This is a genomic window from Gibbsiella greigii, assembly GCF_039540155.1.
Taxonomy (GTDB): domain Bacteria; phylum Pseudomonadota; class Gammaproteobacteria; order Enterobacterales; family Enterobacteriaceae; genus Gibbsiella; species Gibbsiella quercinecans.
In genome coordinates this window covers 43,325-56,863 of record NZ_BAABEM010000009.1, presented here as the reverse complement: position 1 = coordinate 56,863, position 13,539 = coordinate 43,325, and the positions used below count along the sequence as shown (strand labels likewise).

At 55.1% G+C, this 13,539-nt stretch carries 10 protein-coding genes and 1 pseudogene; 5 read left to right on the top strand and 6 right to left on the bottom strand.

Annotated features, from left to right (window positions below; all coding sequences use genetic code 11):
* Positions 1–68: 68 nt before the first annotated feature.
* A complete protein-coding gene (locus AC559G_RS10140) occupies positions 69–1,370 on the bottom strand; it encodes an anaerobic C4-dicarboxylate transporter (protein ID WP_498912505.1) in 1,302 nt (433 codons plus the stop codon).
* Positions 1,371–1,487: 117 nt separating this feature from the next.
* Positions 1,488–2,878 (bottom strand): annotated as a pseudogene (gene aspA / locus AC559G_RS10135) (aspartate ammonia-lyase).
* A 430-nt stretch (positions 2,879–3,308) separates the two neighbouring features.
* Here aspA and AC559G_RS10130 point away from each other — a divergent pair.
* The 4 genes from AC559G_RS10130 to AC559G_RS10115 all read left to right on the top strand — a co-directional run bounded on the left by AC559G_RS10130 (position 3,309) and on the right by AC559G_RS10115 (position 6,665).
* A complete protein-coding gene (locus AC559G_RS10130) occupies positions 3,309–3,797 on the top strand; it encodes an FxsA family protein (protein WP_498912465.1) in 489 nt (162 codons plus the stop codon).
* 241 nt (positions 3,798–4,038) lie between these two features.
* Complete coding sequence (locus tag AC559G_RS10125) at positions 4,039–4,332, top strand: co-chaperone GroES (RefSeq protein WP_095846202.1); 294 nt, start codon at positions 4,039–4,041, stop codon at positions 4,330–4,332.
* 45 nt (positions 4,333–4,377) lie between these two features.
* Positions 4,378–6,024: a chaperonin GroEL gene (groL, locus tag AC559G_RS10120; protein WP_498912464.1), complete on the top strand. Its 1,647-nt coding sequence runs from the start codon at positions 4,378–4,380 to the stop codon at positions 6,022–6,024.
* Between the two features lie 296 nt (positions 6,025–6,320).
* A complete protein-coding gene (locus AC559G_RS10115; RefSeq protein ID WP_438598584.1) occupies positions 6,321–6,665 on the top strand; it encodes a DUF4156 domain-containing protein in 345 nt (114 codons plus the stop codon).
* Positions 6,666–6,741: 76 nt separating this feature from the next.
* Here AC559G_RS10115 and actP read toward each other — a convergent pair whose 3' ends face one another.
* The 3 genes from actP to acs all read right to left on the bottom strand — a co-directional run bounded on the left by actP (position 6,742) and on the right by acs (position 10,754).
* Complete coding sequence (gene actP, locus AC559G_RS10110; protein WP_498912463.1) at positions 6,742–8,394, bottom strand: cation acetate symporter; 1,653 nt, start codon at positions 8,392–8,394, stop codon at positions 6,742–6,744.
* Complete coding sequence (locus AC559G_RS10105; RefSeq protein ID WP_498912462.1) at positions 8,391–8,702, bottom strand: DUF485 domain-containing protein; 312 nt, start codon at positions 8,700–8,702, stop codon at positions 8,391–8,393. The genes actP and AC559G_RS10105 overlap by 4 nt, the downstream gene beginning before the upstream one ends.
* A gap of 93 nt (positions 8,703–8,795) precedes the next feature.
* Entirely contained in the window at positions 8,796–10,754 is a 1,959-nt protein-coding gene (gene acs / locus AC559G_RS10100; RefSeq protein ID WP_498912461.1) for an acetate--CoA ligase, read from the bottom strand.
* Positions 10,755–11,589: 835 nt separating this feature from the next.
* Here acs and gltP point away from each other — a divergent pair.
* Positions 11,590–12,906 carry a proton/glutamate symporter gene (gene gltP / locus AC559G_RS10095; protein ID WP_498912460.1) on the top strand — a complete coding sequence of 439 codons (1,317 nt, stop codon included), beginning with the start codon at positions 11,590–11,592 and terminating at the stop codon, positions 12,904–12,906.
* 69 nt (positions 12,907–12,975) lie between these two features.
* On the opposite strand, the gene AC559G_RS10090 is transcribed toward gltP, so the two are convergent.
* Entirely contained in the window at positions 12,976–13,398 is a 423-nt protein-coding gene (locus AC559G_RS10090; RefSeq protein WP_498912459.1) for a DUF2000 domain-containing protein, read from the bottom strand.
* Positions 13,399–13,539: the final 141 nt, after the last annotated feature.

Sequence of the window (13,539 nt, the reverse complement as noted above, 5' to 3'; positions counted from 1 at the left end):
GCGGACCAGAAGGCGCGTATGCCGCCACAGGCGAGCGGGCGGGAAAAACTGCGGCGCCGGGCATAAGATCACAGCATGACGCTGCCCAATAAAAACCCGAACAACACCGCCAGCACCACACCGATGGTGCCGGGTATAAAAAACGGGTGGTTAAACACAAAACGGCCAATGCGTGTGGTGCCGGTATCGTCCATCTGCACCGCGGCCACCAACGTTGGGTAAGTGGGCAAAATAAACAGGCCGGAAACAGCAGCAAACGAGGCAATCGCCGTCAACGGGCTGACGTTCAGCGCCAACGCCATCGGCATCAGCGCCTTGGCCGTCGCCGCCTGGGAATATAACAGCGCCGAGCAGAAAAAGAAGATCACCGCCAGCAGCCATGGGTGCGCTTGCACCACGCTGCCCGCCGTCGCTTTAATCCAGCCGATATTGTCCTGCACAAAGGTGTCGCCCAACCAGGCTACCCCCAGAATACAGATACTGGCACTCATACCGGCCTTAAACGTGCTGGATGCCAAAATCGCGTCGGTATCCACCCGGCACAGCAGGGTAATGAAGGTCGCCACACTCAGCATGATAACCAATATCGCACTGGTGGTGCTCATCAACGGCGTCTCCACCAGGCCAACGCTCGGGCTGTTGACGATCGCATAGGCCACCACGCTCAGCACGCCAAGCAAAAACAGCAACACAGAAATTTTGGCGCCGGGCTTCACGCTCTTCAGGGCGTTGCCGCGCAAAGCGATCACCCCCTCTTCAAAACGTTTCTGGTAGACCGGATCGTTAGACAAACGCGCATCAAACAGCCAGCTCACCAGCAGCGCCATCAACAGAACGGCGCAGAAGGTAGAAGGAATAACCACCCCCAGCATGCTCAGATAGCTCACCCCGCGCCCTTCCATAACCGAAGTCATATAAACAACGGCGGCAGAAATCGGCGAAGCGGTAATGGCGATCTGGGCGGATACCACGGCGGTAGATAGCGGCCGCGAGGGTTTGATGCCCTGCTCTTTCGCCACCTCGGCGATCACCGGCAGCGCAGACAGGGAAATATTGCCCGTACCGGCAAACAGCGTCAGGATGTAAGTGACGACAGGCGCCAACACGGTAATATGCCTGGGGTTTTTACGCAGTAGCTTTTCCGTCTGCTGCACCAAAAAATCCATACCGCCGGCAACCTGCATGGTTGAAATGGCGGCGATCACCGCCATCACAATCGAGATCACATCAAAAGGAATACTGCCCGGCTTAACGCCCAGCAATGCCAGCACCAATACGCCCAGGCCGCCGGCAAAGCCGATGCCGATACCGCCCAGCCTGGCGCCCAGAAAGATCGCCAGCAGGACGATAATCAATTCCACCGCTAACATCATGTTTACTCCAGCTCATCACGCATCAGAAAGATAAAAAGTGAAAATTTTGCATAGAAAATAAAAAGGCACGCGATCGCGGGATGCACGTGCCTAACGCATTAGCAAAGGTGTGTGTTATTGGCCATTTTCATCGGTATAGCGCTTGGCTTTGTAGGCCGGGTGCATCAGGTTATCGACCGAGAAGATGTCATCCAGCTCCGCTTCCGTCAGCAGCCCGCGCTCCAGCACCACTTCACGCACGCTCTTGCCGGTTTCCGCGCAGATTTTGCCCACGATGTCGCCGTTGTGGTGGCCGATAAACGGGTTCAGATAGGTGACGATGCCGATGGAGTTGAACACATAGTGCTCGCACACCGCTTTGTTGGCGGTGATGCCGTTGACGCATTTTTCCAGCAGGTTGTAGCAGGCGTTGGTGAGGATATGAATGGATTCGAACATCGCCTGGCCGATCACCGGCTCCATCACGTTCAACTGTAGCTGGCCGGCTTCGGCCGCCATGGTCACGCAGCTGTCGTTGCCGATCACCTTAAAACACACCTGGTTCACCACTTCCGGCACCACCGGGTTGACCTTGGCTGGCATGATCGACGAGCCCGCCTGCAGCTGCGGCAGGTTGATTTCGTTCAGCCCGGCACGCGGGCCGGAAGACAGCAGCCGCAGATCGTTACAGATTTTCGATAGCTTCACCGCCAGCCGCTTGAGCGCGCTGTGCACCATCACGTAGGCCCCGCAGTCCGAANTTCCGCCAGCTTTTGCACCGCCAGGTGCTGGTAGCCTTCCGGGGTGTTCAGCGCCGTGCCGATCGCCGTCGCCCCCAGGTTCACTTCCAGCAGCAGTTCTGCGGTGCGCTGCAGGTTGCGCACCTCTTCATTCAGCAGCACGGCAAAGGCCTTGAACTCCTGGCCCAGCGTCATCGGCACCGCATCCTGCAACTGGGTGCGCCCCATCTTCAGAATGGTGGCGAATTCCTGCGCCTTGCGCGCAAAGCCTTCACGCAGTTCATTGATGGCGTCCATCAGTTTAAGGATCGAGGCGTAGACCGCGATACGAAAGCCGGTGGGGTACGCATCGTTGGTGGATTGGCTCTGGTTGATATGATCGTTGGGGTTCAGGTATTGGTACTCCCCCTTCTGGTGCCCCATCAGCTCCAGGCCGATATTCGCCAGCACTTCATTGGTGTTCATGTTGAGCGAAGTGCCCGCCCCGCCCTGGAACACATCCACCGGGAACTGATCCATGCATTTGCCGTTATCCAGCACTTCATCGCAGGCGCGGATGATGATATCGGCGATATTACGCGGGATGGCTTTTAGCTCTTTGTTCGCTAGGGCGGCGGCTTTTTTCACCATCACCATGCCGCGCACAAACTCCGGGACATCGCTGATTTTGCTGTTGCTGATATAAAAGTTTTCAATCGCACGCAGGGTATGAATGCCGTAATAGGCCTCTGCGGGGACTTCACGGGTGCCGAGCAGATCTTCTTCGATACGAATGTTGTTTGACATGAGGGCCTTCTCTATGTGGATGACGTGCATATTTGTATAACTAATTATATTGCCAGAGGCGATAAACACCGGAGTATTGTTTTAACAGCTTTCGACAATCAAGATCATATGCTGCTTTGGAACAAATTAGTGAATCCAGATCACTATCTGGCGCTCCAACCGGTGCCCTCTTTACATTCTGTGAGCTGTTTCACGCCCGGCAGACCCAATCTGTTGAAAAAAGGCGCCATAACCGGATATTGTCTATGGTTAATGGCGTGAGCTGCCGCAGCGGCGACATATCCCCCCACGCAGCAATAAAAACGGCCACTTGGTTGAAATGCCTGCACGGGATCCCCACTCTAATAAAATCGGCCTTTGCAACGGCCCCACTTTTTCGCGTATACGCCGCCGCGCGGGTGCGCAGATTCCATATAAATAGGAGAGCACTGTGCGCTGGTTACCCTTTTTGCTGATATTTCTGTTGGTTTACATAGAAATATCCTTATTTATCAAAGTCGCCACAGTCCTTGGCGTTGCAGTCACCCTGCTGCTGGTAATTTTCACCTCCTGCGTCGGCGTTTCGCTGGTGCGCAACCAGGGCGTCAAAACCTTTGTGCAGATGCAGCAGAAGCTGGCCGCGGGCGAAAGCCCGGCGGCAGAGATGGTGAAAAGCGTGTCGCTGGTGTTGGCCGGCTTCCTGCTGTTGGTGCCCGGTTTCTTTACCGATTTCCTCGGCCTGCTGTTGTTGCTACCGCCGGTTCAGAAATCCCTGACGCTGAAGCTGATGCCGCATCTGTCCGTTTACCGCCCCGGCGGCTGGGGCGGTGGCGCCGCCAACGGCAACACCTTCGACGGTGAATTTCAGCGCAAAGATCACGATGGCCACCTGCTTGAGCACCAACCGGACGAGCACGATAAACGTAACGACGATCGCTAATCCCCCACGGCCATCATCCCCGCGCCAGCGGGGATCCTCCCGCCCTGGCGGCCCCCACCGGCCCGCGAACCGTTTCTTTTATGGCCGTAGCGCCGAATGTCGCTCAAAAGCAAAATTTTTTTGATCTCCCCCCTTGAAGCCGGTTGGAATGCCCCCATTTCAAATCTCAACAACGCCGGTAACACACAATCGGCACATTAACCTAAAACCTGATACAGACCTTCTTACAGGAGAGCGTTCAATGAGTATTCGTCCATTGCATGACCGCGTTATCGTCAAGCGTAAAGAAGTTGAATCAAAATCTGCTGGCGGCATCGTACTAACGGGCTCTGCAGCGGGTAAATCTACTCGTGGTGAAGTGGTCGCCGTTGGCAAAGGGCGCGTTCTTGAAAACGGCAGCACCCAACCACTGGATGTTAAAGTCGGCGATATCGTGATTTTCAACGACGGTTACGGCGTTAAAGCAGAGAAGATCGACAATGAAGAAGTGTTGATCATGTCCGAAAGCGACATTCTGGCAATTGTTGAAGCGTAATCGCGCTTTTATCTTTGACTCTGAACGAATTTAAGGGAAATACCAATGGCAGCTAAAGACGTAAAATTCGGTAACGACGCCCGCGTAAAAATGCAGCGTGGCGTGAATGTTCTCGCTGATGCAGTAAAAGTCACCCTGGGCCCGAAAGGCCGTAACGTTGTTCTGGACAAATCTTTCGGCGCGCCAACCATCACCAAAGACGGCGTTTCCGTTGCACGTGAAATCGAACTGGAAGACAAGTTCGAAAACATGGGCGCACAGATGGTGAAAGAAGTTGCTTCCAAAGCGAACGACGCTGCGGGCGACGGTACCACCACGGCAACCGTACTGGCTCAGTCCATCATCAACGAAGGCCTGAAAGCCGTTGCTGCAGGCATGAACCCAATGGACCTGAAACGCGGTATCGATAAAGCCGTTATCGCCGCTGTGGAAGAGCTGAAAAAACTTTCCGTGCCTTGCTCCGATTCCAAAGCTATCGCTCAGGTAGGCACCATCTCTGCCAACTCCGACGAAACCGTGGGTAAACTGATCGCAGAAGCGATGGATAAAGTCGGTAAAGAAGGCGTTATCACCGTTGAAGAAGGTTCTGGCCTGCAAGACGAGCTGGACGTTGTAGAAGGTATGCAGTTCGATCGCGGCTACCTGTCCCCTTACTTCATCAACAAACCAGAAACCGGTGCCGTTGAGCTGGAAAGCCCGTTCATCCTGTTGGTTGACAAGAAAATCTCCAACATCCGCGAACTCCTGCCAGTTCTGGAAGCCGTTGCCAAAGCCGGTAAGCCACTGCTGATCATCGCAGAAGACGTTGAAGGTGAAGCGCTGGCTACCCTGGTAGTCAACACCATGCGCGGCATCGTGAAAGTGGCTGCGGTTAAAGCACCTGGCTTCGGCGATCGTCGTAAAGCCATGCTGCAAGATATCGCAACCCTGACCGCAGGTACCGTTATCTCTGAAGAGATCGGCCTGGAGCTGGAAAAAGCCACCCTGGAAGACCTTGGCCAGGCAAAACGCGTTGTGATCAACAAAGACACCACCATCATCATCGATGGCGTGGGCGAAGAAGCCGCAATTCAGGGCCGTGTCAGCCAGATCCGTAAGCAGATCGAAGAAGCAACCTCTGATTACGATCGTGAAAAACTGCAAGAACGCGTGGCTAAACTGGCCGGCGGCGTTGCCGTTATCAAAGTTGGCGCAGCAACCGAAGTTGAAATGAAAGAGAAGAAAGCACGCGTTGAAGATGCCCTGCACGCAACCCGTGCTGCGGTTGAAGAAGGCGTGGTTGCCGGCGGCGGCGTAGCGCTGATCCGCGTCGCAGGCAAAATTGTTAACCTGAAAGGCGACAACGAAGACCAGAACGTGGGGATCAAAGTTGCCCTGCGCGCGATGGAAGCTCCGCTGCGCCAGATCGTTATCAACGCCGGTGAAGAAGCTTCTGTTATCGCCAACAACGTGAAAGCGGGCGAAGGCAGCTACGGCTACAACGCATTCTCCGAAGAATACGGCGATATGATCGCAATGGGTATTCTGGATCCAACCAAAGTAACCCGTTCTGCTCTGCAGTATGCAGCTTCTGTTGCCGGCCTGATGATCACCACCGAATGTATGGTGACCGACCTGCCGAAAGAAGAAAAAGCCGATCTGGGCGCTGCCGGCGGTATGGGCGGCATGGGTGGCATGGGCGGCATGATGTAATCAGCCCCCACACCCTGGTGTGAGATCGAATGCCAGTCAGCAAATGCTGACTGGCATTTTTTTATGCGCCGCGCCTCCCCACCTTGCCGCTATACGCTTGCGGCGGCGCTGGGCAGTTTTTTCATGTTGCGTGCGCTACCACTCGGCATTTGATGATATTTTTACCGGCAGGGCGGATTTAGCGTGTAAACTGATACACCATCGGCCGTCACTCAAGACGTTTGGCCAAGTAATACGGCAACACATGCTTAAGGGATAGAACTTTGCTTAATTCTCAATGTGATATGGGGAAGAAGATGCGGATTAAAGCCTTACTGGGTCTTTCGGCAGCCATGCTGCTGGCAGGTTGCACCACCACCAATACGCTGACGGCAGCGGGTCAGCAGGTTAAATTTACCGATACCAAACCGGCGGCAGAGTGCCGGTTGGTTGGCGAAGTCACCGGTACACAGAGCAACTGGCTGTCTGGCAGCGATGCTGAAAGCACCGGCCTGCGCGGCGCGGCGAACGATCTGCGCAACAAAGCCGCAGAGCTGGGTGGTAACGTCATCTATGGCGCCAATAGCCCAAGCCAAAACCTGCTGTCGAGCTTTGCCCCGCTGGACAGCAAAATGGTCGGCCAGGTCTACAAGTGCCCATAGCCTGCCGTTAACCGCCACAAAAACGCCCCTTTGCTGATAACAGCAAAGGGGCGTTTGCTTTTGGCCTGGCGGCAGGTTAATGCGCGCTGCTTTGGGAGATCCCCAGCCCAGTTTGTGAACGCACAAACTGCGAGCGGAAGCGCACCCGTTCTTGCTGCCCCGCCAGCGAACCATCCGTCACCGAGAAGAACCAGGTGCCGATAAACGCCACCAGCATAGAAAACAGCGCCGGATACTCATACGGGTAGATCGGTTTTTCATGGCCCAGGATCTGCACCCAAATGGTCGGCCCCAGAATCATCAGGATCACCGCCGTCAGCAGCCCCAGCCAGCCGCCAATCATCGCACCCCGCGTCGTCAGCCGCGACCAATACATCGAAAGAATGATAATCGGGAAGTTACAGCTGGCGGCGATCGAAAACGCCAGGCCCACCATAAAGGCGATATTCTGCTTCTCGAACAAGATCCCCAGCGCGATCGCGACGATCCCCAACACCAGCACCGTGATCTTCGATACCTTCAGTTCATCACGTTCCGTCGCTTTACCATCTTTGATCACACTGGCGTACAGATCGTGAGAAACCGCCGACGCACCGGCCAGCGTCAAGCCGGCCACCACCGCCAGAATCGTGGCAAACGCCACCGCCGAGATAAAGCCCAGGAAGAAGTTACCGCCCACTGCGTTGGCCAGGTGCACCGCCGCCATATTGGTGCCGCCCAACAGCGCGCCGGTGGCATCCTGGAAGGCCGGGTTACCGCTCACCAGCAGAATGGCACCGAAGCCGATAATAAAGGTGAGAATATAGAAGTAGCCAATAAAACCGGTGGCATAGAACACACTTTTGCGCGCTTCCTTGGCATCGTTAACGGTGAAAAAGCGCATCAGGATATGCGGCAGCCCTGCCGTGCCGAACATCAATGCCAACCCCAGCGACAGCGCCGAGATCGGATCGGAAACCAAGCCGCCAGGGCTCATGATGGCACTGCCCTTCGGGTGCACCTTCACCGCTTCGGCGAACAGCGCATTGAAGTCAAAGTTCACCGACTTCATCACCATCAGCGCCATAAAACTGGCCCCAGCCAGCAGCAACACAGCCTTGATGATCTGCACCCAAGTGGTGGCCAGCATGCCGCCGAACAACACGTACAGCACCATCAGAATGCCCACCATGATCACCGCCACATGGTAATTCAAGCCAAACAATAATTCGATCAGCTTACCGGCACCCACCATCTGCGCGATCAAATACAGCGCCACCACCACCAGCGAGCCGCAGGCGGATAACGAGCGGATCGGTTTTTGTTGCAACCGGTAGGAAGCCACATCGGCAAAGGTATAGCGCCCCAGGTTGCGCAGGCGTTCAGCAATCAGAAACAGGATTATCGGCCAGCCGATCAAAAAGCCGATGGAATAGATCAGGCCGTCGTAGCCCGAGGTATAGACCAGGGCGGAAATCCCCAGGAACGATGCCGCCGACATAAAGTCGCCGGCAATCGCCAGGCCATTTTGAAAGCCGGTAATGCGGCCGCCAGCGGTGTAGTAATCCTGGCGCGACCGCGTGCGTTTGGAAGCCCAATAGGTGATGTACAGCGTGGCGCCGACAAACAACAGGAACATCACAATCGCCTGGATGTTCAGCGGCTGGCGCTGCACCGCACCGCTAATGGCATCCGCACAGGCAGCACCCGGCAGGCCCACCAATACGGCGGCAGGGAACAGGCGCTTCATGGCTTCACCTCACGCAAAATGTCGGCCGTCAGGCGATCGAATTCGCCGTTGGCGCGGAACACGTACACACCGGTGAGGACAAAGGAAATAACAATCAACCCAACGCCGATTGGAATGCCGCGGGTAATGGTGGAACCGGCGGCGATCGGCGTGCCAAGCCACTGCGGGTTGAAGGCGATCAACAAGATGAAGCCAACGTACAAGGCCAGCGTAATCAACGAAAGCAGCCAGGCAAAGCGGCCGCGTTTGCGCACCAGCGCCTGAAAGCGCGGGTTTGCCTCAATGCCTTGATAAATGCCGTCATTCATCAGAATTTCTCCAGTCGGTATTGATAAGCACAGCGCGCTTCACGCCCGCTCAACAACCACACCGGCTTGCTGAACGGCCATAGGCGGCAAAAGTTATGATGGAACTTTCATTGATTGTTTTTCTTCCAGCAGCTTGTCGACCACCGCAGGATCCGCCAGCGTAGAGGTATCCCCCAGGTTGCTGGTGTCGCCGGCAGCGATTTTGCGCAGGATGCGGCGCATGATCTTGCCAGAGCGGGTTTTGGGCAGTGAATCTGTCCAGTGGAGAACGTCCGGCGTGGCGATGGGGCCGATCTCTTCCCGCACCCAGTTGCGCACTTCGGCATACAGTTCCGGCGAGGGCTCCTCGCCGTGGTTGAGCGTAATGTAGGCGTAAATCGCCTGGCCCTTAATGCTATGTGGAATGCCCACCACCGCGGCCTCGGCGATTTTGGGGTGAGCAACCAGCGCGGATTCGATTTCCGCCGTGCCGAGCCGGTGGCCGGAGACGTTGAGCACGTCATCCACCCGCCCGGTGATCCAGTAATAACCGTCTTCATCACGGCGGGCGCCGTCACCGCTGAAGTACATGCCCTTGAAGGTAGAGAAATAGGTCTGTTCAAAGCGATCGTGGTCGCCAAACAGGCTGCGGGCCTGGCCGGGCCAGGAATCGGTGATCACCAGGTTGCCCTCGCACGCCCCTTCCTGCGGCGTGCCGCTATTATCGACCAGCGCCGGTTGCACGCCAAAGAACGGCCGCGTAGCTGAACCGGCTTTTAATTCCGTCGCCCCCGGTAGCGGAGTGATCATGAAGCCGCCGGTTTCCGTTTGCCACCAGGTATCGACAATCGGACATTTGCCGTTGCCGATCTTCTCGTAGTACCACTCCCAGGCTTCCGGGTTAATCGGCTCGCCCACCGAGCCTATGATGCGCAGCGAATCGCGCGTGGTGCCTTCAATGGCCTTGTCACCCTCCGCCATCAGAGCACGGATCGCCGTCGGCGCGGTATAGAGAATATTCACCCGGTGCTTGTCGACGATTTGCGCCAGGCGGTTAACGCCCGGATAATTTGGCACGCCTTCGAACATCAGCGAGATCGCGCCGCAGGCCAGGGGGCCATAGAGCAGGTAGCTATGGCCGGTCACCCAGCCCACGTCGGCGGTGCACCAGTAAATATCGCCGTCATGGTAATCAAACACATACTTGAAGGTCATGGCGGCATACACCAGATAGCCGCCGGTGGTGTGCAGCACCCCTTTTGGCTTGCCGGTCGAGCCGGAGGTATACAGGATGAACAACGGATCTTCCGCATTCATCTCTTCCGCCGGGCAATCGGTGGATACGCCCTGCACCAGCTCGTGCCACCACAGATCGCGCCCTTGTTGCCAGTAGCCCGGCTTCGCGGTGCGCTGGAATACCACCACATTACTGACGCTGGTCACACCCGGTTTTTTCAGGGCGTCGTCGACGTTCTTTTTCAGCGGCACCGCACGCCCGGCGCGCAGCCCTTCATCGGCGGTGATCACCAGCCTGGCGTTGGAATCGATAATACGGCCGGCCACCGCTTCAGGTGAAAAGCCGCCGAAGATCACGGAGTGCACCGCGCCGATACGTGCGCAGGCCAGCATCGCCACCGCCGCTTCCGGCACCATCGGCATATAAATGGCAACCACATCGCCCTTTTTCACCCCCAGCTTTTTCAGCACGTTGGCGAACTGGCAGACATCGTGGTGCAGCTGTCGATAAGTGACTTTTTTTGACTGCGCCGGATCGTCGCCTTCCCAGATAATCGCCGTTTGGTCACCGCGGGTTGCCAGATGGCGATCCAGACAGTTGGCCGCCAGGTTCAGCGTGCCGTCCTCAAACCAACGGATGCTGATATGCCCCGGATCAAACGACGTATTCTTTACCTTGGTATAAGGCTTAATCCAATCAAGGATCTTGCCGTGTTCGCGCCAAAAAGCCGCCGGATCTTGCACAGACTGTTGATAATACTGTTGATATTGCTCTGGGTTGAGCAAAGTGCGCGCCGCAATGGCTGAGGGGATAGCGTGTTTATGCAATTGGCTCATAGCTTTTCTCCTTGAAGTTGTTAATGATATGTCAACTTAAGGTTAATGGTAGTTTGCTATGTGCCTTTGTTTCTTTTTTGAGCGGTAGATCACGCAACGAATATGCTGATTTTCAACACGCTACCGTGCGCTGTGGCCGCTGGCAAGATAACCGTCTCAACGCCTTGCACCTTGCAGCGGCATACGCCAAGGCTATTCTGGCTACAGAATATACGGCTAAATAATCGCCGGTAGGATATTTAACCCGAAAGTGTGCCGAATATTAAAATGCACCGTGCCGGTTTTATGAACACGGCTATTTATTAATCCCCGCCCGCAAGCAGGTTATTAAAGCATCCCACCGGTAAGTTGGTTAAATAATAAACCAAGGTAATTTGACAAGGATAAAAAACAACCAGAACAGATCTTCGTGTAAGGAGAAAAAGGCTAACCGTGCGCTATAACAAAACAAAAAATTAACAATAAACAAACAACCCGCTGAGACTAAATATGCATTTTAACCGCCGAATAACGCAAATTTATTTCGCTCACAAAACAAACAAAACGGTCGCTTTGATATTCATTAATTATAAAGTTATGTTTTTAATAACAGATAGTTATGTAGAGCGCGGTTTTTCTGCGGTAAATTTACCACGTTGCCACGCCGTGGCCACGAATAAAACAAGTCTTGCAGAAACCGCCGTTCAGATGGTAAAGATTTATACTGCGCCACACGAAGGGCAGGTGAGCGCGGAGTTCGAATTAACATAAGCCTGTATCAAATGATTAAGTATTCCATCCGGAATGCGGCGCCCGCTGCATATTCTGGATGGGGTCATTGAGGACTTTTTTGGGTATGAAAAATGTAAAAATTAGCCTGGCTTGGCAAATTCTTATCGCACTGATATTAGGTGTTATCGTTGGAGCAGTGCTGCATAATCAGGCCGAATCCCGGGAGTGGCTGATCAGCAATGTCCTTAGCCCTGCTGGGGATATTTTTATTCGGCTGATTAAAATGATTGTTGTGCCAATCGTTATTTCCACGCTGATTGTGGGTATTGCCGGCGTTGGCGACACCAAGAAACTTGGCCGCATCGGGTTGAAAACCATTCTTTATTTCGAAGTGATCACCACCTTCGCCATTGTGGTGGGGCTGACACTGGCCAATGTTTTTCAACCCGGTCACGGTATCGATATGTCGACGTTGAGCACCGTCGATATCTCACAATATGAAAAGACCACCGAGCAGGTGCAAAGCGGCTCGCACAGCCTGGTGGTGACCATTCTTTCGCTGATCCCGTCGAACGTGTTCGCCTCCATTGCGAAAGGCGACATGCTGCCGATCATTTTCTTCTCGGTGCTGTTTGGCCTGGGGCTGTCATCCTTGCCAAAACAAACCAAAGAGCCGCTGCTGAACGTGTTCAAAGCGGTTTCTGAGAGCATGTTCAAAGTCACCCACATGATCATGCGCTATGCGCCGATCGGGGTGTTTGGCCTGATCTCGGTGACGGTAGCCAACTTCGGCTTTGCTTCGCTGCTGCCGCTGGCAAAACTGGTGTTGCTGGTTTATGTGGCCATCGCCTTCTTCGCCCTGGTGGTGTTGGGCATCGTGGCGCGGCTGTGCAAACTGCGCGTCTGGACGCTCATCCGCATTCTGAAAGACGAACTGATCCTGGCCTACTCCACCGCCAGCTCTGAAACGGTGCTGCCGCGCATCATCGAGAAGATGGAAGCCTACGGCGCCCCAAAAGCGATCACCAGCTTTGTGGTGCCGACCGGGTATTCATTCAACCTGGATGGTTCTACGCTATACCAAAGTATCGCAGCGATCTTCATCGCCCAGCTGTACGGCATCGAGCTGTCGCTGGGGCAAGAGATTGTCCTGGTGTTGACGTTAATGGTCACCTCGAAAGGGATTGCCGGCGTGCCGGGCGTGTCCTTCGTGGTGCTGCTCGCTACGCTGGGCAGCGTAGGCATTCCACTGGAAGGCCTGGCGTTCATCGCCGGCGTCGATCGTATTATGGATATGGCACGTACCGCCCTGAACGTGATCGGTAACGCGCTCGCCGTGCTGGTCATCGCCAAGTGGGAAGGCCAGTTCGACAGCGAAAAAGCGCTCGCTTACGAGAGATCGTTTTTATCCGGTGAAGCCAAACCGGTAAACCAAGCTTAACCGGCCCCGGAAGATAAAACCCGCCTCTCAGCACGGCGGGTTTTTTTATGCGCCGGCCCGGCCCCGGCTTCAGCGGAAAAGCGGTAGGTGCCCGGTCATACTGGTGATTTTCTTTTTTGGCCCAATCAGGCCAATGGCAACCAACGCGATATCTTTATAGCCGGCTGCCGAGAGCCGCTCGCCGTACTCGGTATAGGTTCTGCAAGATTGCGCCAGCGCGCTAAACGGCATGCTGTGGATATCCCCTTCCTCCTGAGCGCGGAGCTGTAATTGGCGCAGATAATCGCCTTCAGCCAACAGTACCGGCAAAGGCGCATAGATCACGCCGGGATACACCACGCCGTCCTGGCTGGCCTTATCCGGCCCCACCAGGTTCCCAACCGTTTTGCCAAAGCTAATGCCAATCACGCTGGCGGCGTTGATCGCAAGGCCGGTGCTGAGCGCGTTATCAATCACGATCGTGCATTTATGCTGGTTCACATCAAACTTCATCGTTGATCCTTGATTATCCAAATTAAAAAAACGCTGCGGCAAGAGAGCGTATTCATCGGGAATAGTATGTGGGATCTCGCTGGGTAAAAGTGACCTTTTAGCGTGTTCGTACCAGCCAATAAGGGTAGTATTTACCCTTAA

Bases quoted from the DNA above. Each gene is read 5' to 3' on its own strand.
- gltP (WP_498912460.1), top strand. From the start codon at position 11,590: ATGAAAAATGTAAAAATTAGCCTGGCTTGGCAAATTCTTATCGCACTG.
- AC559G_RS10105 (WP_498912462.1), bottom strand. From the start codon at position 8,702: ATGAATGACGGCATTTATCAAGGCATTGAGGCAAACCCGCGCTTTCAG.
- AC559G_RS10115 (WP_438598584.1), top strand. From the start codon at position 6,321: ATGCGGATTAAAGCCTTACTGGGTCTTTCGGCAGCCATGCTGCTGGCA.
- AC559G_RS10125 (WP_095846202.1), top strand. From the start codon at position 4,039: ATGAGTATTCGTCCATTGCATGACCGCGTTATCGTCAAGCGTAAAGAA.
- AC559G_RS10090 (WP_498912459.1), bottom strand. From the start codon at position 13,398: ATGAAGTTTGATGTGAACCAGCATAAATGCACGATCGTGATTGATAAC.
- groL (WP_498912464.1), top strand. From the start codon at position 4,378: ATGGCAGCTAAAGACGTAAAATTCGGTAACGACGCCCGCGTAAAAATG.
- acs (WP_498912461.1), bottom strand. From the start codon at position 10,754: ATGAGCCAATTGCATAAACACGCTATCCCCTCAGCCATTGCGGCGCGC.
- AC559G_RS10140 (WP_498912505.1), bottom strand. From the start codon at position 1,370: ATGTTAGCGGTGGAATTGATTATCGTCCTGCTGGCGATCTTTCTGGGC.
- actP (WP_498912463.1), bottom strand. From the start codon at position 8,394: ATGAAGCGCCTGTTCCCTGCCGCCGTATTGGTGGGCCTGCCGGGTGCT.